The sequence below is a fragment of the Enterobacter sp. 200527-13 genome, assembly GCF_027924865.1.
GTDB lineage: Bacteria > Pseudomonadota > Gammaproteobacteria > Enterobacterales > Enterobacteriaceae > Enterobacter > Enterobacter ludwigii.
Map to the genome: position 1 here is coordinate 1,767,803 of NZ_BSCM01000001.1, position 18,936 is coordinate 1,786,738.

Genomic DNA, 18,936 nt, shown 5'->3' on the forward strand with positions numbered 1-18,936 from the left:
AGCCCGGTTGACCAGGCTCTTTTCGTGCATCAGAGGGAGTGATCGGGACGCGAGTGGAATGACAGCGGCCCAGCATGAGAAGGCGTGGATTCAGCCTGATACCCCTTTTCGAGCCGGAAGTTACGCGTCCGCGCCTGCAGTTCACTTACCTGATTGCGCAGTACATCAGAGGATCCGTTGAGTTCTTCTGCCATCGTAACGTTACTTTGCGTGACCCGTTCCAGCTCAGATAAGGCCAGCGTAATCTGGGAAATGCCTTTCTCCTGCTCTGACGTCGAGGTGAAAATGTCATCCATCAACTGGCTGACATTGCCGGAGCCGGTCACAATTTCTTGCATATTCTTTTCAGCTTCGGACACAACGGTCACGCCCTGAGTAACGTTATTGCTGGTCACTTCAATCAGCGTTTTGATGTTTTTGGCGGCATCCGCGCTGCGGTGGGCCAGGTTTCGCACCTCTTCTGCCACCACCGAAAACCCTTTGCCGTGGTCACCGGCTCTGGCCGCCTCAACGGCCGCGTTTAGCGCCAGGATATTCGTCTGGAAAGCAATGCCGTCGATCATCGAGATAATCTCCGTCATTTGCTGTGCACATTCGGTAATGGATTGCATATTGGTGGCCACCTGCCCCATCAACTCGCCACCTTTGCGCGCCTGCAGTGTCGCCCTGTTTGCCTGCTCGCTGGCCAGTCGGGTGTTATCGGCATTATTTCGGGTACTTGCTGCCATCTGCTCCATGCTGGCAGCCGTTTGCACCAGCGATGCAGACTGCTGCTCTGTTTTCACCGAAAGCTGCGCGCTACGCGCGGAGAGTTGATCGGACAAGGTCATGGCGGTTTGCGACGAGGCCCTGATCTCGCGTACCAGGGTCGCGATGTTGCTGGAGAGGCTGTTAATCCCGGGGATTAAACGCCCTGCACAGTTATTGCCAAATTCAGGGATAGTCACGCCAAGATTGCCTGCAGTCACTTCTTCAATACTTTTTTTCACCGTATTGATCGGCGTCACAAGATACTTTGTCATGTAGCCCCAGAGCAAAAATAGCGCAACGAAATTAATGATATTGAGTGAAATAAAGAGAGAGGATTTGCTGGAAAATAGAACAACGACACCTGCATCAACCAGGAAAAGACATAAAAGGAACCCGGCAATGAAGGTTCTGACACTAATATTTCTTAGCATGATTATATCCACGATTTTATATTTAGGTCGGCATTAAGATTTATAGCATTCGTGTTGTTGTTTGTCCTGATGAACAACGCTGGTTTCACCTTTCGCCGTTAGCCACCTGATATTTAACTTAAGTCAGATAAAAACAGGGTATTAGTGAAAATGTTATATGCAGCATCCTGTGATACTGGTTTCCTGCCACTTTAAGCGATACCATCGCCTGCGATGAGACAATATGGCCGCGCTCATATTTAAGGAGCTTTGCTGCAATTATTCGCCTTTGTTTAGCAATGCTTAATAGGTGCCGGAAAGAATATATTTTATATTCACCGCCAGCCTTAACGTTTTAATATGACCGGTCGTTTTGCACGATACATAACTCATATTATTTCAATGCGCATGTACGTTGCCAGTTAAAGACGTGCCCGGCAGGCGAAATCGGTAACCCTCTTTGGCGTGGGATTGCATAATGCTCAATATATCGTGGGACCCTGTGTTAATAGCCCTCTCGTATCTGGTGGCCTTTATCGCCTCATTTGTGGCCCTGGACAGCGCCGGAAAAATCCCGCTTTCCAGCCGTAAAACGGCGATGTTCTGGCGTATCGCCGGAGGCGTCACGCTTGGGATCGGGATCTGGTCAATGCACTTCATCGGCATGCTGTCGATGCAAATGCCGATGATAATGAGCTATAACCTCTGGTTAACCCTCGCCTCACTGGGCGTGGCGGTGGTTGCATCCACGGTCGCCATCAATATTGCTGTAACGGGTAAAACCCTTTCCCCTTTTCGATTGATCGTTGCCACGGTGCTCCTGAGCGCTGGCGTGGTCTGTATGCACTTTATCGGTATGGCCGCACTGATGCTGGACAGCCATATTCTCTGGGATCGACGCATTGTTGCCGTGTCCGTGTTGATTGCCGTTATGGCCTCCGGCGCGGCGCTGTGGCTGGCATTTCGCCTGCGGGATATGCGCAAAGGGGTGTTTATCAATCGTATTCTCGCGGCCTGCGTGCTGGGTGTCGCCATCTGCGCGATGCACTACACCGGCATGCGTGCCGCCCATTTTCAGGAAATGACGCATACCCTGCCCGGCGGTATCAGCGAGTTGGGGTTATCGGTCTGGGTTTCTGTCACCACACTGTGCCTGCTCGGCGGTATGTTAATGATTTCGCTCATCGACTCGCACCGGCGGACGAACCGACTGACCGACAACCTACGCCAGCTTAATCGTCAGCTTGAACTGCAGGCGCGGTTTGATGCGCTTACCGGTCTCGCTAATCGCCACCAGATGGACATTCGGATGCAGGATTGCCTGCGCAGCGCATTGCTCAGCAAGAAGCCATTCGCCGTGATTTTCCTCAACGTCGATCATTTCAAACGCATCAACGATACCTGGGGCCACAACACCGGGGATGAGTTGTTAATCTCTCTCGCGCAGCGCATTACCGCCCGCCTTACCCGCGAGATGACCCTCGCCAGGCTTGGCGGCGACGCCTTTATCCTGCTGGTTCCCGAGTGTGACGACGATAAACTCAACGCGCTGCTCACGACATTGCTGGAGGATATGCGCCGCCCGTTTTCACTTTGTGGGCACACGCTGAGCACAACAATCAGCGCGGGGGTCAGCCTCTACCCGCAGGATGGCGAGACGCTGCATGAGCTGAAGCTGAAAGCCGATGCGGCCCTGAATCGCGTCAAAGAGGATGGACGAAACGGCTGGGCCGTCTACCGGAACGAGATGTCTACGGCTATTCCGGCTAACCCCGGCTTCCTGCAGGAGTTAACTCAGGCGCTGGAACGCGATCAGTTTGAACTGTGGTATCAGCCGACCTGGCATGCAAAAGACTCCACTATTCACGGTTTTGAAGCCCTTCTGCGCTGGCGGCACCCTGAGCAAGGGGTGTTGCTGCCTAATCTGTTTTTACCGTCGCTGGAACAAACGGGGCTGATCATCCCGGTGGGGAACTGGGCGATTGAAGCGGCATGCCGTCAGCTTCATTTCTGGACAGAACAAGGTTTCAGCCAGTGGACATTGTCCTTTAACCTCTCCCCCGTCCAGTTCGAACAGCCGGATATCTTCCACATCATTTCGTCGATGTTGCATAAATATAATCTGTCGCCCTCCCGGCTTATCCTTGAGGTGACAGAAAGTACCGCACTGAAAAATCTCGACCGCAGTATTGAATTACTCAATGCGTTCAATCAAGCCGGGATTACCGTCTCGATTGATGATTTTGGCACCGGCTATTCCAACCTGTTGATGTTGAGCGTTCTGCCCGCTAAAGAGCTAAAAATCGACAAGAGCTTTGTGCACTCGATGCTGGTAAATGAAAAAAGCCGCAAGCTGGTGGAAACCATTATTAATATCGCCAGGACCATGGAAATGAATGTGGTTGCGGAAGGGATCGAGACGGAAGAACAACAGGTGGTGCTGACGGACCTCGGCTGTGATTACCTGCAGGGGTTCCTTTTCTCCCGTCCTTTACCTGCCGAACAGGTTCCCTGGCTGCTGCTGCAAAAAAACTCAGACAAACAAATTATACCCATTGGTAAAATTCACGCGGAACCCGCATATATTTCACAAAAAAATCATGCCTGACCGGGTTAAGTAGAGTATGTTTCAAAGGAGTCCACTCCCGTTAATTCTGTCATGATCCTCAGGCACATGGTGCCGATGTACAGGAATACGCTATGTCGCAAAATTGTTTTGATGCGCTGAATTTAATTAAAACCCCCGTGTGGCTCATTTCACCTGCTTCAGAACAGATCATTTTTGCAAATGTGGCCGCCGCTCAGATCATGGGCGATAAAACCCTGGATGACCTACGCAAAGGTACCTATTCCGCCAATGCGCATCACGTGCTGTCGATGTATGTGCCTGAACTGAAGAGTGAGCAGGAGGTCGTCGAAATCTGGACCATCTCCCGCGATGGACATGAAACCGCGCTGAGCTGCCGTCTCTCGCTTGCCCATTTCGTGCCCCAGGGGAATGTTATTGTTTTTGAAGGGCTGACGCAGCAGGTTCTCTCCGGGCTTAAGGCCAGCCGCTCCGCGACCTACCAGCGCAAAAAACAGGGATTTTACGCGCGCTTTTTCCTGACCAACAGCGCGCCAATGCTGCTTATCGATCCGTCCCGGGATGGCCAGATTGTGGATGCCAATCTGGCGGCGCTGACTTTTTACGGTTATGCGCATGATGAAATGTGCAGAAAACATACCTGGGAAATCAATACGCTGGGGCGGGATGTGATCCCCGTGATGACGGAGATTGCCGCGTTGCCGGGCGGCCATAAGCCCCTCAACTTTATCCACCGTCTGGCCGATGGCTCCACCCGCCATGTTCAGACCTATGCCGGGCCGATTGAAATTTACGGTGACAAATTGATGTTGTGCATTATCCACGATATCACCGAGCAAAAAAGGCTGGAGCAGGAGCTGGAACACGCGGCACTGCGTGATTCCATGACGGGCCTGCTCAACCGGCGTCAGTTCTATATCATCACCGACCAGGCCAATACCCATCATCTTCCCGCGCAGCAGCAATTTAGCCTGCTGCTGGTGGATACCGATCACTTCAAAAATATCAACGACCTCTTCGGCCACCTGAAAGGTGATGAGGTACTGATCTCGCTCTCGCGCACGCTGGAAGCCTGTAGCCGCAAAGAGGACCTGGTCTTCCGCTGGGGCGGTGAGGAGTTCGTCATCCTGCTGCCGCGCACCCCGCTCGACACCGCCCTGCAAATCGCCGAAACTGTGCGCGATGCGGTCGCCCGCATCACGATCCCGGGTTTACCTCGCTTCACCGTCAGCATTGGCGTGGCGCGACATAATCCGGGCGAGAGTATGGATGAGCTGTTTAAACGTGTGGACGATGCGCTTTATCGCGCCAAAAGTGATGGGCGCAATAAAGTCCTGGCGGCATGAAACTGGTGTATCTCCGTAAGCCCCGTTACAATGCCCCTCTCGAATAAATGGACCACAGGTGGGTAGATGTGCAATGGGAAAAACAGAAATAATACTCACCATAATTATTTTATTCGTTATTATATTCGGCTTCTGGTTTATTTTCAGCGGTGAGATCTGGTTTCTGGTGGAATACCTTGAGAACAGTATCTACCCCACCTTCGATGCGCTATGACGCATGTTTAATTCCTTGTTTCACCTACCGAATTTGTCAGGTATCAGCACCGGTAAGAGGTGCGTAAAATACGCAACGTTATCCTCCAACAAGTTGATAACGAATCATTAAATCATTTGCTTATTTCGCCCGTTCTCTGACGGGCTTTTTTTATTTCCGGCAATTCAGCTGTGCCAGGCTATATCTTAAACATCGTTAAACCTAAAGGTGAGAAATGATGAGCAAGAAAATCCTGATGTTGGTCGGCGATTACGCCGAAGATTATGAAACAATGGTGCCCTTTCAGGCTTTACAGATGATTGGCCATCAGGTGGACGCCGTCTGCCCGGACAAATCCCGTGGCGACTACATCATGACGGCGATCCATGATTTCGACGGTGCCCAGACCTACAGTGAAAAGCCGGGCCACCGTTTTATCCTCAATGCCGATTTTTCCGCCGTAAAAGAGCAGGATTATGACGCGCTGCTAATCCCGGGTGGACGAGCCCCTGAATATCTCCGGCTAAATGATGACGTACTGAAACTGGTGCAGGCCTTCGACGCCGCGCGCAAACCGATTGCTGCGGTTTGCCACGGACCGCAACTGCTCGCTGCTGCCGGCATATTAAAAGGACGAACCTGTAGCGCCTATCCCGCCTGTGCGCCTGAAGTCCGCCTCGGCGGCGGGCACTATGCCAATATTGGTATCGATCAGGCGCACGTAGACGGTAATCTGGTCACTGCCCCCGCCTGGCCTGCGCATCCGCAATGGCTGGCGAAATTCAGTGCACTGCTAGAATAACGTTGCCCTGCTCCCGCCAGCAACGCCTGGCGGGAGCAATCCGCTGGGAATAATGTGTCCCCCGGCGATTTAGCGATCCTGCCGCTCCCACTGCGCTTCCCGCTCACGCGCTTTTCTGCGGGCTTCCTCTTTTTCACGATACAGTGGCGGATAGTAGATGTTCCCCCAGTCCCATTTACCGAACCAGAGACTCATCAGCGTACTAAAGATGAGTATAAGTACGGTATAAAACAGAACGGTTCCGCTTTCACCGCCGTGGCTGAACAGATCGATGACCAGCGAATGCTGCGCGTCGCTAAACCACTGCGGATGGTCATCAAGCATCATGAAAAACAGGATCCCAAAGAGTAAATCCCCGACTTTAAATCGTTCATGAAATTTCGTGCGCCAGTTTGCATTATGTTTTTCATAATAATTCAGCAGGAACTGGTTGTTTTCCTTCAACGCTAAATCAAGTACTTCGCCTGAAGGAACTTCACCCGACCTCTTCTGATAATCACTCTGCGCGCGCAAGAAATCCGGGAAGATACTGCTGTAGATGAGCTCATTGAGTAATAGCCTGACGATATTGGCTATAAAAGGCATCAGGGTAGTGGCAATCAAACCTAAGGCGGCGAGCGCCACGCAGAAAAAACCCAGATGTTCGGTCCAGTTAAGTGTCTGAACAGGCCAGGCCAATATTCCTTGCCCGCTGTATACCAGCAGCGCCAGATCGGCGAAAAGGACAATATAGATGAAGCGGATAATCCATTGCCATTCCCAGATTTTATCCATAATCCCTAACCCTGCCGGGAAAGACGCTTTCTCTTTCTTTTCATCCGTCATCATTTACCTCCCCTTTGACTCACGGAACAAACATCCCTCGTTCAATAAAGAAAAACTGGCGCAAATGCGCCAGCTCTTAATTTAACGTTCACAACGAAGACCGGCGGTTCCCGGCTTGTCAGTGTTTCTCAATATACATCGTCCGGCTATAAGCCACGTCTTCCGGGTTATTAATGGGGTAACCTTTCACCCATGGTTTGATCAGGCGGCCGTTGGTGTACTGGTAAATAGGTGCGATTGGCGCTTTTTCCGTGAGGATTTTCTCCGCCATGTTGTAGTCTGCGTTACGGGCTTTCGCCGTGTTTTCGAGCGTCGCCTGATGGATAATTTTATCGTACGCCGGATCGTTGAAACGCGAGATATTGCCGCTGTGGGTTGAGGTCAATAACGACAGGAAGGTCGATGGCTCATTGTAATCCCCGACCCATGACGCGCGGATCACATCGAAATTACCGGTATTACGGCTGTCGATGTAGGTTTTCCACTCCTGGTTCTGCAGTTTGACGTCAACGCCGAGGTTTTTCTTCCACATCGAGGCCACCGCAATCGCGATTTTCTGATGGTTTTCTGACGTGTTGTACAACAGGTTCAGCTTCAGCGGGCGCTGAGGGCCATAGCCCGCGGCCTGAAGCAGCGTTTTCGCCTGGGCATTAAGTTCCTGCTGTGACATTTGCTCAAACGGCGAGGTTTCTGGCGTAAACCCTGCCGTCACGTCTGGCGTGAAATGCCAGGCGGGCTTCTCACCGGTTCCTAACACTTTGTCCGCCATAATGCGGCGATCGATGGTCATGCTCAGGGCGAGACGTACACGGGCATCGGCCGTGGGTCCTTTTTGCGTATTAAACGCATAGTAATAGGTGCCCAACTGAGGCGGTGTATACACCTGTCCCGGAATGTCCTTGAGCAGCTTCTGATACATGTTTTTCGGGAACGATTCGGTGATATCAATATCATCCGCCAGATAGCGTTTAGTGGCCGAGGATTCCTGGTTAATCGGTACGAACGTCACTTTTTGCAGGACGGTTTTGGCGTTATCCCAGTAGTGTGTATTTGGCACCACAACCAGTTTTTCATTCACCACGCGATCTTTCAGAACGTAGGCGCCATTTCCGACCAGAGCCCCCGGACGCGTCCACTCTTTGCCGCTCTCCACATTGGCCTTTTGCACCGGATAGAAGGCAAAGTTTGCCGTCAGATTGCTAAACCACGGCAGCGGTTTATCCAGCTGCACACGTAAGGTTTTTGCATCTACGGCCGTCACGCCCAGCGTATCTGGCGCGGCTTTACCATCAATTATCGCCTGTGCGTTATGGATACCCGCCAGCGCAGCAAACCAGGCAAACGGAGACGTGGTTTTCGGATCAACCAGACGCTGCCAGCTGTAGACAAAATCCTGAGCGGTAACTGGAGAACCGTCAGACCATTTCGCGTTATCACGTAAGGAGAAGGTCCAGATACGGTTATCATTACTCTGCCAGCGCGTCGCCACGCCCGGGGTCAGTTCACCTTTCTCATTCTGATTAACCAGTCCTTCAAAAAGGTCGCGAATGACCTGTATCTCGGGTAATCCCACGGCTTTTGCCGGATCAAGGGAAGCCGGCTCATCTTTAATGTGTCTGGCCAGCTCCTGTTTTTGCGCCAGTACCGTGCCCTGTGGCACATCAGCGGCGTACGAGAGTGAAGAGAGTCCGCACAGCAACAGTGCAGTACAGAGACGCGAAACAGGATGCTTCATAAGATCCCCTTTTATGAATTCAGGTAATAAGCAGATGCGTAATTATTTGTTTCGACAATGAGAATTGCAAATACCTTCCTCCGGAAAGTTGATATCCGGCAATTTTCCCGCCATACGGAAACTATTTGATTAACCGCGAGTTTTGCACAACACTGCCAGTAGAGACTTCTTTATCAGGATTTCCTATGGCAATCACCCGACCCAGAGCGGAACGCGGCGCCTTCCCGCCAGGTGCAGAGCAGTATGGCCGTTCATTTTTAGGCGCATCGCTGATTTGGTTTCCGGCCCCCGATGCCGATCGCAACAGCGGCTTAATCATTGCCGGCACGCACGGCGACGAGAACTCTTCTGTCGTCACGCTCTCGTGCGCGCTGCGCACGTTGACGCCCAGCTTACGACGTCATCACGTGATTCTGGCCGTCAACCCGGATGGGTGTCAGCTTGGGTTACGCGCCAATGCGCGGGGCATCGATTTAAACCGTAATTTCCCTGCAGCAAACTGGCGCGCCGGTGAAACGGTTTATCGCTGGAACAGCTCCGCCGAAGAGCGTGACGTTGTCTTGCTGACCGGCGACACGCCGGGCTCGGAGCCGGAAACACAGGCGCTGTGCCAGTTAATCCATAAGATCCACCCGGCCTGGGTTGTCACCTTTCACGATCCGCTGGCCTGCATCGAAGATCCGCGGCACACCGAGCTGGGCGAATGGCTGGCGAATGCTTTCGCCCTGCCGCTTGTCTCCAGCGTGGGCTATGAAACCCCTGGCTCATTCGGCAGCTGGTGTGCCGACCTGGGATTACCTTGCATCACCGCGGAATTCCCGCCGATATCGTCAGACGAAGCCAGCGAAAAATATTTAAAGGCCATGGTGGAGCTTCTGCGCTGGCAGCCTCAAAAATGAAGGACGCCGCTGGTAAACGTGAGTGCCGGTGAAACGTCAACCGCCAGCCATGTCGGGCCATCAAGATCGGCAAAACTGACATGATTTACCAGCGGCAGCGCCGCGTTGATCGCCCGGGATGTACACAGCATACATCCCAGCATGATTGAAAACCCCTGAGCTTGCGCCTGTTCTGCCAGCGCCAGCGCCTCTGTCAGCCCACCGGTCTTGTCGAGTTTGATATTGACCATCTCGTAACGGCCCTGCAGTTCAACCAGGCTATCGCGCGTATGGCAGCTTTCATCCGCGCAGATGGGCAGCGGGTGGATAAAATTCTTCAGCGCCGCATCATCCTGTGCCGGCAGAGGCTGTTCCAGCATGGCTACGCCCAGGTCGGCCAGCAGCTGACATCGTGCGGCAAGGCCTTCGGGATGCCATGACTCATTCGCATCCACAATTAACGTGGCTGTCGGGACTGCCGAGCGGATAGCGACCATACGCTCGCTGATCAGACGATCGTCAAGCTTCACCTTTAACAGCGTCGCCCCCGCATCAAAGAGTGCTTTTGCGCTGGCGGCCATGTGTTCAGGCTCGCCAATCACCACCGTTTGCGCCGTGACAACCGATGTCGGCAACGTGACGCCTAGCAGCGTCGTCAGCGAAGTTTGCTGTTTGGCAGCCTCCAGGCTCCAGAGTGCGCAGTCAATCGCATTACGTGCCGCGCCGGCGGGTATACGCTGCTGTAACGCCTCGCGGGTGAGCCCTTTTTCCAGATCGGGAACGAGTGTCATGATAAGTGTCATTACCGACGCCAGACTTTCGCCATAGCGCGGGTACGGCGTGCATTCGCCGACGCCCTTAATGCCGTCCTCTTCTATCTCCACCACGACCACACTGGCTTCGCTTCGACTGCCGCGGGAGATCACAAACGGGGTATGCAATGGCCAGGCTTCTTCATAGACCTTAACGCTTCTCATCACTGACTCCTTGCGGCCCGGAAAGGCGAAAAAATTGGTTTGCCGTGTTATCCGCTGATGGCATACACTAGCCCCGACGTTAACTATATGTAAACAGGAAGATATCTATGTCACAACTCGTTCATTTCCAGGGCAACCCGGTTGCTGTTGCAGGTTCCATTCCACAGGCTGGCAGCAAAGCACAGGCTTTTACTCTGGTGGCTAAAGATCTGTCTGACGTCACACTGTCTCAGTTTGCTGGCAAACGCAAAGTCCTGAACATTTTCCCAAGCATCGACACCGGCGTCTGTGCTGCATCCGTGCGCAAATTTAACCAGCTGGCGACGGACATGGACAACACCGTTGTGCTGTGTATTTCTGCCGACCTGCCGTTCGCCCAGTCCCGTTTCTGCGGTGCTGAAGGTCTGAGCAACGTCATTACCCTCTCCACCCTGCGCAGCCCGGATTTCCTGGAAAACTACGGCGTGAGCATCGCGGAAGGCCCACTGAAAGGCCTGGCAGCGCGCGCTGTACTGGTTATCGATGAAAATGACAACGTCGTCTTCAGCGAACTGGTTAACGAAATCACCACCGAGCCGGATTACACTGCCGCGCTGGACGTGTTGAAAGCATAATGAATGCTTAGCATTCTATATAGCTTAGCAATCTAATGAAATAACAGGGTTTATTTCTCTTTGCAGGCTCTGGAAGACGACACATGACAAACCTCGCACTGGCGGGGTTTTTTATTCCCTTTAAGCTGAATCGTTAAAGCTAAACCCTTCACCGTTCACATTTACTGTGCAATTAATTGTATTGAAGTTAACTTAATTGCGATCTTATTCTCATATTAGACCTTAAATATTCATATTTTCTTCCCCAGTGAAGCACATCACATTTCCCTTCAGGTCAAAACATTAGATTTGCTGACGAAAGCAAATAATCGTTTCAGCAAAAAGGGAAGGATATGAAAATTAAACTGGCTATTACGCTCCTTGCGGCTTTGATTTCGGGTCATGCTGCGGCGAAAACCTGGGTGCTGACAAGCGCTGAAAGCGGCGTGGAGAAAGGAAACTGGAAAATAACGAGCGATGAGCTGAAGGTAAAAGATCAGGCGTTCAGCATTGAACAAAAAGTGTTGCACGGTGGCAAACAGGAAGGCAGCAAAATCCTTGTTATCAGCAGTAAAAGTGGCCTGACCATTACCTTAAGCCCCTCTCGCGGCATGAACCTGCTCCATGTGGAAGGCTTCGGCACCAGAATGGGCTGGGATTCCCCGGTAAAAGAGGTCGTGAACCCGGCATATATTAATCTGGAAAGTCGCAACGGGCTTGGCTGGCTGGAAGGTTTCAACGAGATGATGGTGCGCTGTGGCTATGAGTGGACGGGCCACCCGGTCACGGCTGACGGCCAAATCTACACGCTTCACGGCAAGGCGGGCAATACGCCTGCCTCGCAGGTTGAAGTGGAGGTGGCTGACGCCGCCCCCCATGAAATTCGAATTCGCGGTTTGATCAAAGAGAGCACGTTCAAAAAAGCAGATTTGCAGACCATGACCGAACTGCGTTACGTCCCAGGAACCAACCAGTTCAGTTTGCATGATGTTCTGACAAACCATGCCGATTACCCGCATGATTATCAAATCATCTACCACAGCAACTTTGGTACCCCGATCCTCGAAGAAGGTGCACGCTTCCTTGCCCCGGTCGCGAGCGTCAGTCCATTCAATGACTACGCGAAAGCCGGTGTCAACGACTGGCAGACCTATGCTGGGCCAACGAAAGGCTTTGATGAGATGGTGTTTAACCTCAAACCGCTTGCGGATAACAACCACGAAACCCTCGCGGCCGTGGTGAATAAAGCCGGTGATAAAGGGGCGTCCATTCAGTTTGATACCCGCCAGTTGCCGGTGCTGACCTTATGGAAAAATACCGACACCCTGAAGCAAGGTTATGTCACCGGTATTGAGCCGGGTACCAGCTACGCCTACCCGGTCACCATTGAGCGCGAACAAAAACGCGTTAAGCAATTGCAACCGGGAGCCAGCACACAGTTTGATCTGACCTATACCCTGCTCCATAACCCGCAACAGGTGAAAGACGTGGAGAACCGAATTGCATCGATTCAGGGAGAGACAAAGGTCGACATTAATAGCACCCCTATCGCAAAAGAATGAGTAAAAAAAAGCCTCTTTACAGAGGCTTTTACCGTTATTCGTCACCCTTCTTCTGATTCAAACCATACTCTCGCAACTTATTGGCAATCGCCGTGTGTGAAACGCCAAGGCGTTTTGCCAGCTTACGGGTGCTTGGATAGCTACGGTATAGTTGCGTCAGCACAGAGCGCTCAAAACGGCTGGTAATGTCATCCAGCGAACCTTCCATCGCCTCTTCACCTACTGACACCGTCCCGGCATCGTAATCCGGTAACAGAATATCCTGCGGACGCAGTTCATAACCTTCCAGCTGCGTCAGTGCGCGGTAAACGGCGTTCTTGAGCTGGCGAATGTTGCCCGGCCAGCCGTAGCGCATGAGCACCGTGCCGAGATCGGCTGAAAGCTTCGGACGCGGTACCCCCTGCTCGTCGGCAAAGCGCGCCACAAAGAGTTCGGTCAGCGGCATGATATCCTGCGGGCAATCGCGCAGCGGTGGGATATTCAGGGTCAGGACATTCAGGCGGTAGTAGAGATCCTCGCGGAATACCCCTTTTTGCACCAGTTCGACCAAGTTTTTCTGCGTCGCACAAATCACACGCACATCCACATGAACTTCGTGATCCTCGCCTACGCGGCGGAACGTGCCATCATTGAGGAAGCGCAGCAGCTTGGCCTGCATGCGTGGCGACATTTCACCAATCTCGTCCAGCAGCACGGAACCGCCGTTAGCCTGCTCGAAGAACCCTTTTTTACCTTCCGGCGCGTGACCAAATAATTCGCTTTCGACGGCATCTTCCGGAATCGAGGCGCAGTTCAGGGCCAGATACGGTTTTGCCGCTCGCGGGCTGGCCAGATGCACAGCATGCGCCAGCAGGTCCTTCCCGGTACCGGTATCGCCGGTAATCAGCAGTGGCGCGGTCAGACTCGCGAGTTTGCGCGCCTGGTCCACCACATGCCGCATTTTCGGGCTGACGGCAATAATCTGGCTGAATGCCCCCACATCCTGGCTGGAGATATTTTGCAGCTGACGGCCCATGCGCACGGTGGAACGCAGCATGATCACGGCACCGGTCAGAACGCGCGTGTCGGCCTCGCCTTTCAGATAGACCGGCGTTATCTCCATTAAGAAATTCTGTCCGTGGATAACCACATGCTCGCTGTGGGTGTTCTGCGGGTTGCTGTCCAGCCAGCGCTGGAAGTTAAAGCCGGGAATCAACTGTGCTGCGTTGTGGTTGCTGAGTTTTTCCTGACTCTGCGCGAACAGCTGGCAGCTGGCATGGTTAACACGCTCAACCTTACTTTTTAAATCCAGGGAGAGGAAAGGCTCTGGCATGGCTTCAAGCAATGCGCTCAATGCCAGATGCTCACGCTCCGACGGCATCCAGGGGATGGTGCGTACATCCGTAACGCCAGCGATACGGCGTATTTCTGCCATCAGGCTACTGAACGTATTAAATTCAATTTCGGCAAAATTGAGGTAAATTCGCCCGACAGGATCGATCTCAATGCCACGTAAATCAATGCTACGTAAAACAAGAAGATCGAGTAATTCGCGGGTCAGACCGAGACGGTCTTCACAAAAGACTTCAAGACGCATGGGAAATTCACCGTTTTAAGCCAATGACATTAAAATGATATGTCAGAACACGGTGATCGGGAAGATGGCTGTCAACAAATATTGACAGCCAGCACGATTAATGACCAAACCGGCTACTGAACCGGTTTTTTATTGAGCGTCTCTTTGAGCTGACCGATTAACTCACGTCGGAAATCCCCCAATCGCGGCTTATCGCCATCAATCCATGGCAGTGGACGGCACACTTCCATCGCTTTGATGCCCAGACGGGCGGTCAACAAACCGGCACCAATACCCTGCGCGGCACGGGCAGAGAGACGCGCCGCCAGATCCTGCGACATCCAGTCCATCCCCACTTCCCGCACCAGCTCGCTTGCTCCGGCAAAGGCGATGTTGAGCAATACCAGACGGAACAAGCGAAGGCGGCTGTAGTACCCCAGCTCAATACCGTATAAAGCAGCAATCCGGTTAATCAGACGCAGGTTACGCCAGGCGATAAACGCCATATCCACCAGCGCCAGCGGGCTGACGGCAATCATCAGGGTTGATTCCGCAGCAGAGCGGCTGATTTCGCGCCGCGCCTGGGCATCCAGCACCGGCTGCACCATGTGGGAATACAGCGTCACCACTTCACGATCGTTCTGGGTTTCATGGATAGCGGCATACCAGCGCTGAAGCGCCGGGTGTGACTGGTCAATACCCGCCTGACTGGCCAGCTTTTCACAAAACGCGCGGCCTTTGCCGGTTCCGTGACTGTGGAGAAGATCCCGCGCTTCATCACGCTCATGGGCGCGCTGTCGCAGGCGCCACAGGCGACGCCACTCGGTCGCAACAGATCCGACACCCGCCCCCACAATCAGAGCACCGGCAGCGCAGCCGCCCAACGCGACCCAGTCCTGGGTTTGCCAGGCGTTGACCGCCCACTGGACGCCTTGCCCAACCACGCTGACGCCAAACAATGCCAGCCCGGCAGTCACCATCTTTCGCCACAGGCTGCGTTTTGGGCGTAGCGCGGCTTCCACGACCGCTTCAGCCGGCCCCTCTTCAACAAGCAGCTCTTCGGTCAGCGCCGGGGCAAAATTATCTGCCTGCGGGCCATTAAACGTCTGCGCAGTTTTAAACGCCTCCGGGTGCTCTTGCTCAAGCGTTCCGGTAAAATCAATGCGCGGTTTTAACGGTTCCGTCATCGCAATTTATCTCCAATCAAAAACTCCAGCGCCGCATCCAGACGGATATGCGGTAACGGCTGATCGACCGTCATGGCCTGCGGGCGGAAGGCTTCAAACTGGAAGCCCTGGTTCTGCCAGAAGGCCGGCCCCGGCAGGCGTGCGGGCACTTCGCCCGGATAGACAGTAAGCGGTTCGCCGTCGCTGAGACGATTCCCGCGCAATGCCGGTATTTTCTCGCCATTAAGGTCAATCAACCCACTCTGTGTCGCCTGTACGGAAGCCAGTCCGAGGCAATCCATGCTGATCCCTTCGAACGCGGCATTCTGCCAGGCGTCCTGCACCAGTTGCTGCAGCAGCGACACCATATTGGCATGCTGATCGACCGTCACGTGATCGGCTTTTGTGGCCGCAAACAGCAGCTTGTCGATAACGGGTGAGAAGAGACGGCGAAACAGCGTGCGCTGCCCGTAGTGAAAACTTTGCATTAACTGTGTCAGCGCCAGGCGCATATCGTTGAAGGCCTGCGGCCCGCTATTCAGCGGTTGCAGGCAATCCACCAGCACAATCTGGCGATCAAAACGTAAAAAGTGGTTTTTATAAAAACCTTTCACCACTTTTTCACAGTAGTAATTGTAACGCTCGCGCAGCATTCCGGCGTTAGTGTGTTTGTCCGCCTGGGCCAGTTTTGACTCCCCGATGCCATCCACGTCCGGCCACGGGAAAAACTGCAGCGCAGGTGCGCCCGCCAAATCTCCCGGCAGAACAAAACGGCCCGGCTGGATGAAATGCAGCCCTTCCTGCTTACACTGATGCAGATACTCCGTCCAGGCCTCGGCAATCGCCGCCAGCCGGTTTTCATCGGCAGGCGCCAGCGGATCCAGGCCTTCGCACAGTTTTCGCCATTTCGTCGACCACTCGGCGCGGTTGCCCTGCAACAGCCCCGTCATCTGCCGTGACCAGCTGAGATAGTCTTGTGCCAGCATAGGTAAATCGAGCAACCACTCACCGGGGTAATCCACAATTTCCAGATACAGGGTGGAGGTATCCTTGAAGTGGCGCATCAGGGATTCATTAGAGCGAAAACGCAGCGCGAGGCGAATTTCACTCACCCCGCGCGTCGGCGTCGGCCAGGCGGGCGGTTCACCATAAAGCTGAGCCAGCCCTTCATCATAGGTAAAGCGGGGAATGCCAAAATCGCGCTGAGGCACACGTTTAACCCCCAGCAGGCGCTCTTCCCGCACGGCGCTCAGCAGCGGCAGCCGCGCCCCACTGTGCAGGTTAAGCAGCTGGTTCACCATCGCGGTGATAAACGCCGTCTTGCCGCTGCGGCTCAGCCCCGTCACCGCCAGACGCAGATGACGGTCAACGCCACGGTTCACCAGTGAATTGAGTTCGTTCTTAAGTCGCTTCATCGCCGTCCTTCATTGCCCGGAAGCCTCAAATACATTGCTTCAGAATACAATAAATGGGGGCAGATCGTTGATTATCAATTCTTATTTATTGCTATTGCCGTTTTCTCTCCAGTAAGATGAACGACATTGCTGTTAGTCAGGAGTGAGTAAGGTGTATGTCACCCACCATCTATGATATCGCACGGGTTGCCGGCGTTTCGAAATCAACCGTCTCCCGCGTTCTGAATAAACAAACGAATATTTCTCCTGAAGCGCGTGAAAAAGTGTTGAAGGCGATTGACGAATTAAATTATCAACCCAATAAACTCGCCCGCGCCCTGACCTCTTCTGGCTTCGACGCCATTATGGTTATTTCGACACGCTCGACGAAAACCACCGCCGGCAACCCTTTTTTCTCTGATGTTCTGCATGCCATTACAGCCAAAGCTGAAGAGGAAGGTTTTGACGTTATTTTGCAAACCTCGAAAAGCAGTGAAGACGATCTGTTGAAATGCGAAAGTAAAATAAAACAAAAAATGATTAAAGGGATCATCATGCTGAGCTCACCGGCAAATGAATCCTTTTTCACAACGCTGGATGCTTATGGCGTACCGGTGGTCGTCATCGGGAAAGTCGAAGGTGATTTTCAGAATATTTACTCGGTCGACACGGATAATTTTCACGACAGCGCCACGCTAACAGAAACCTTTATTAAAAATGGCCGACGTAACATTGCCTGTCTGCATGCGCCGCTCAATTATCATGTTTCGATTGATCGTCTTGCCGGTTATAAATCTAGCCTGGAAAAGCACGGCATCGCCATTAACCCGGCGTGGATCATCGACGGCGGATATACCCATGAAAGCGCGCTTGCCGCGGCCACAGAATTGCTTTCCTCGGCCACGCCACCTGATGCGGTATTTGCCACCGACAGCATGAAGTTACTCAGCCTTTATCGCGCGGCGGATACTCTGGATCTGAGGATCCCCGAGCAGGTGGTGATTGCAGGATACAGTGACCCGATGCTCTCCCTCATTTTAACGCCAGCACCCGGGGGTTTTGATATCCCAACCCGCAAGCTGGGTGAAGAGAGCTGCAATCTTCTTTTCAGGCGTATCGCCGGTCAGCCTGCGCCACAAAAAGTGCTTGTCGATACCCATTTTACGTTAGCGCCCTCTCTTCGTTAAAACCAGGGGCTGAAAGCCCCTGGCATCCGGTCTGTCAGAACGCGTAATTAACGCCAACACCCGCGTAGTGGAAACGGTCGCTGTCGCCTTCGTCATGGTTTTCCCATTCGTAGGCGTATTCCAGCGTCATGGATAATCCATTGTTGAAGTCATACGCGTACAGTAAACCCAGTCGGTTGAAATCGTGTCCTTCACGATCGGGATCGTCCTGCCAGTCCCAGTTCGACCAGCGATCCAGCCCCAGACGGGTATATGGCGTGAGCGTCGTCTGGCCTAATGAAACAGGCAGATACGCACGAATTTCCTGCGTTGAAAATTCGCCGTTATTACGTGAACTGTCCATATTGAAACCGCGCTCAAGATAATAGTTCACTTTTGCAGAGAAGGTTTCATTAATGGTCCAGGTAAAACCCGTTTCCGTTTCTACACGGCTGTCGGCATAACCGGTTTTTTCCAGGTTATTTGCAAACTGATACATGGCAAACCAGCCACCAAAACGCCAGTCGTCGGACAATTTAATATCCCAGTCGGGCTGAATTTTGTAGCGCTGCATATTTGCGCTACCGTCTTTGGCACCGTGTTCATCTTTAAAGTGATAACCGTAATTACGGAAACCGCCGGTCAACCCGAGTGTAAAATCATCGGTGCCAATAAAGCGATAGCGTAATTCAAATTCCGGACGGTCAAAATAGGTCCCACGGGTCATGCTGCTGTAATCAACCGGTCCTTCCTGATACATTGCCAGCGAAAGGGTCCAGGCATCCCATGTGGCATTAAACCACACAGAGGGTTCATATAATCCATCTTTATCGTCGCCCTGACCTTCGACGTTTTCAATTTCATACATGGCACCGATATTAAATTCCCAGTGTTTTGCTGATTCCGTTGCGTGCGCGCAGCTAACCCCTGCGCACAGAACGAGCGCAGCACTTCTTAGTAGAGTACTCATTTAAATGTTCCCTTTATAATTAACTCA

The 18,936-nt window shown here is 52.9% G+C and carries 16 protein-coding genes; 8 read left to right on the forward strand and 8 right to left on the reverse strand.

Features of this window, described 5'->3' with window-relative positions; genetic code table 11:
• Window positions 1-29 precede the first annotated feature (29 nt).
• The gene (locus QMG44_RS08495) at window positions 30-1,181 is read right to left on the reverse strand and encodes a methyl-accepting chemotaxis protein (RefSeq protein ID WP_071843312.1); all 1,152 of its coding nucleotides are present in this window, start codon (window positions 1,179-1,181) and stop codon (window positions 30-32) included.
• A gap of 457 nt (window positions 1,182-1,638) precedes the next feature.
• Here QMG44_RS08495 and QMG44_RS08500 point away from each other — a divergent pair, with 457 nt between their 5' ends.
• The 4 genes from QMG44_RS08500 to QMG44_RS08515 all read left to right on the forward strand — a co-directional run bounded on the left by QMG44_RS08500 (window position 1,639) and on the right by QMG44_RS08515 (window position 6,088).
• Complete coding sequence (locus tag QMG44_RS08500) at window positions 1,639-3,768, forward strand: bifunctional diguanylate cyclase/phosphodiesterase (RefSeq protein ID WP_183516306.1); 2,130 nt, start codon at window positions 1,639-1,641, stop codon at window positions 3,766-3,768.
• Window positions 3,769-3,860: 92 nt separating this feature from the next.
• On the forward strand, window positions 3,861-5,093 hold the full coding sequence (locus QMG44_RS08505; RefSeq protein ID WP_086532463.1) for a sensor domain-containing diguanylate cyclase: 1,233 nt from the start codon (window positions 3,861-3,863) through the stop codon (window positions 5,091-5,093).
• A gap of 73 nt (window positions 5,094-5,166) precedes the next feature.
• Window positions 5,167-5,307: an Ecr family regulatory small membrane protein gene (locus QMG44_RS08510; protein WP_020882478.1), complete on the forward strand. Its 141-nt coding sequence runs from the start codon at window positions 5,167-5,169 to the stop codon at window positions 5,305-5,307.
• Between the two features lie 217 nt (window positions 5,308-5,524).
• Window positions 5,525-6,088, forward strand: a complete 564-nt coding sequence (locus tag QMG44_RS08515; RefSeq protein ID WP_025204027.1) for a DJ-1/PfpI family protein — start codon at window positions 5,525-5,527, stop codon at window positions 6,086-6,088.
• Window positions 6,089-6,157: 69 nt separating this feature from the next.
• On the opposite strand, the gene QMG44_RS08520 is transcribed toward QMG44_RS08515, so the two are convergent.
• Together QMG44_RS08520 and QMG44_RS08525 are read right to left on the reverse strand one after the other, a co-directional pair.
• Complete coding sequence (locus tag QMG44_RS08520) at window positions 6,158-6,916, reverse strand: hypothetical protein (protein ID WP_086532462.1); 759 nt, start codon at window positions 6,914-6,916, stop codon at window positions 6,158-6,160.
• 115 nt (window positions 6,917-7,031) lie between these two features.
• Window positions 7,032-8,648, reverse strand: a complete 1,617-nt coding sequence (locus tag QMG44_RS08525) for an ABC transporter substrate-binding protein (RefSeq protein WP_086532461.1) — start codon at window positions 8,646-8,648, stop codon at window positions 7,032-7,034.
• Window positions 8,649-8,833: 185 nt separating this feature from the next.
• Between QMG44_RS08525 and mpaA the strand changes: the two genes are divergently transcribed.
• The gene (gene mpaA, locus QMG44_RS08530) at window positions 8,834-9,547 is read left to right on the forward strand and encodes a murein tripeptide amidase MpaA (RefSeq protein ID WP_020882474.1); all 714 of its coding nucleotides are present in this window, start codon (window positions 8,834-8,836) and stop codon (window positions 9,545-9,547) included.
• On the opposite strand, the gene ycjG is transcribed toward mpaA, so the two are convergent.
• On the reverse strand, window positions 9,538-10,503 hold the full coding sequence (ycjG, locus tag QMG44_RS08535) for an L-Ala-D/L-Glu epimerase (RefSeq protein ID WP_086532460.1): 966 nt from the start codon (window positions 10,501-10,503) through the stop codon (window positions 9,538-9,540). The two genes, mpaA and ycjG, sit on opposite strands and share 10 nt — an antisense overlap.
• 107 nt (window positions 10,504-10,610) lie before the next feature.
• Between ycjG and tpx the strand changes: the two genes are divergently transcribed.
• Complete coding sequence (gene tpx, locus QMG44_RS08540; protein WP_032678270.1) at window positions 10,611-11,117, forward strand: thiol peroxidase; 507 nt, start codon at window positions 10,611-10,613, stop codon at window positions 11,115-11,117.
• 332 nt (window positions 11,118-11,449) lie between these two features.
• Window positions 11,450-12,658 (forward strand): aldose 1-epimerase family protein, encoded by a 1,209-nt coding sequence (locus QMG44_RS08545; protein WP_086532459.1) that lies wholly within the window; start codon window positions 11,450-11,452, stop codon window positions 12,656-12,658.
• 34 nt (window positions 12,659-12,692) lie between these two features.
• Here QMG44_RS08545 and tyrR read toward each other — a convergent pair whose 3' ends face one another.
• The 3 genes from tyrR to QMG44_RS08560 form a co-directional block, all read right to left on the reverse strand.
• The gene (gene tyrR, locus QMG44_RS08550; protein ID WP_014170325.1) at window positions 12,693-14,234 is read right to left on the reverse strand and encodes a transcriptional regulator TyrR; all 1,542 of its coding nucleotides are present in this window, start codon (window positions 14,232-14,234) and stop codon (window positions 12,693-12,695) included.
• A 113-nt stretch (window positions 14,235-14,347) separates the two neighbouring features.
• Window positions 14,348-15,400 carry a YcjF family protein gene (locus QMG44_RS08555; protein WP_020882470.1) on the reverse strand — a complete coding sequence of 351 codons (1,053 nt, stop codon included), beginning with the start codon at window positions 15,398-15,400 and terminating at the stop codon, window positions 14,348-14,350.
• Window positions 15,397-16,794 carry a YcjX family protein gene (locus QMG44_RS08560; RefSeq protein WP_032678272.1) on the reverse strand — a complete coding sequence of 466 codons (1,398 nt, stop codon included), beginning with the start codon at window positions 16,792-16,794 and terminating at the stop codon, window positions 15,397-15,399. The genes QMG44_RS08555 and QMG44_RS08560 overlap by 4 nt, the downstream gene beginning before the upstream one ends.
• Window positions 16,795-16,949: 155 nt before the next feature.
• Here QMG44_RS08560 and QMG44_RS08565 point away from each other — a divergent pair, with 155 nt between their 5' ends.
• Entirely contained in the window at window positions 16,950-17,960 is a 1,011-nt protein-coding gene (locus QMG44_RS08565; RefSeq protein ID WP_086532457.1) for a LacI family DNA-binding transcriptional regulator, read from the forward strand.
• Between the two features lie 34 nt (window positions 17,961-17,994).
• On the opposite strand, the gene QMG44_RS08570 is transcribed toward QMG44_RS08565, so the two are convergent.
• Window positions 17,995-18,909, reverse strand: a complete 915-nt coding sequence (locus QMG44_RS08570; RefSeq protein WP_086532456.1) for an OmpG family monomeric porin — start codon at window positions 18,907-18,909, stop codon at window positions 17,995-17,997.
• Window positions 18,910-18,936 lie beyond the last annotated feature (27 nt).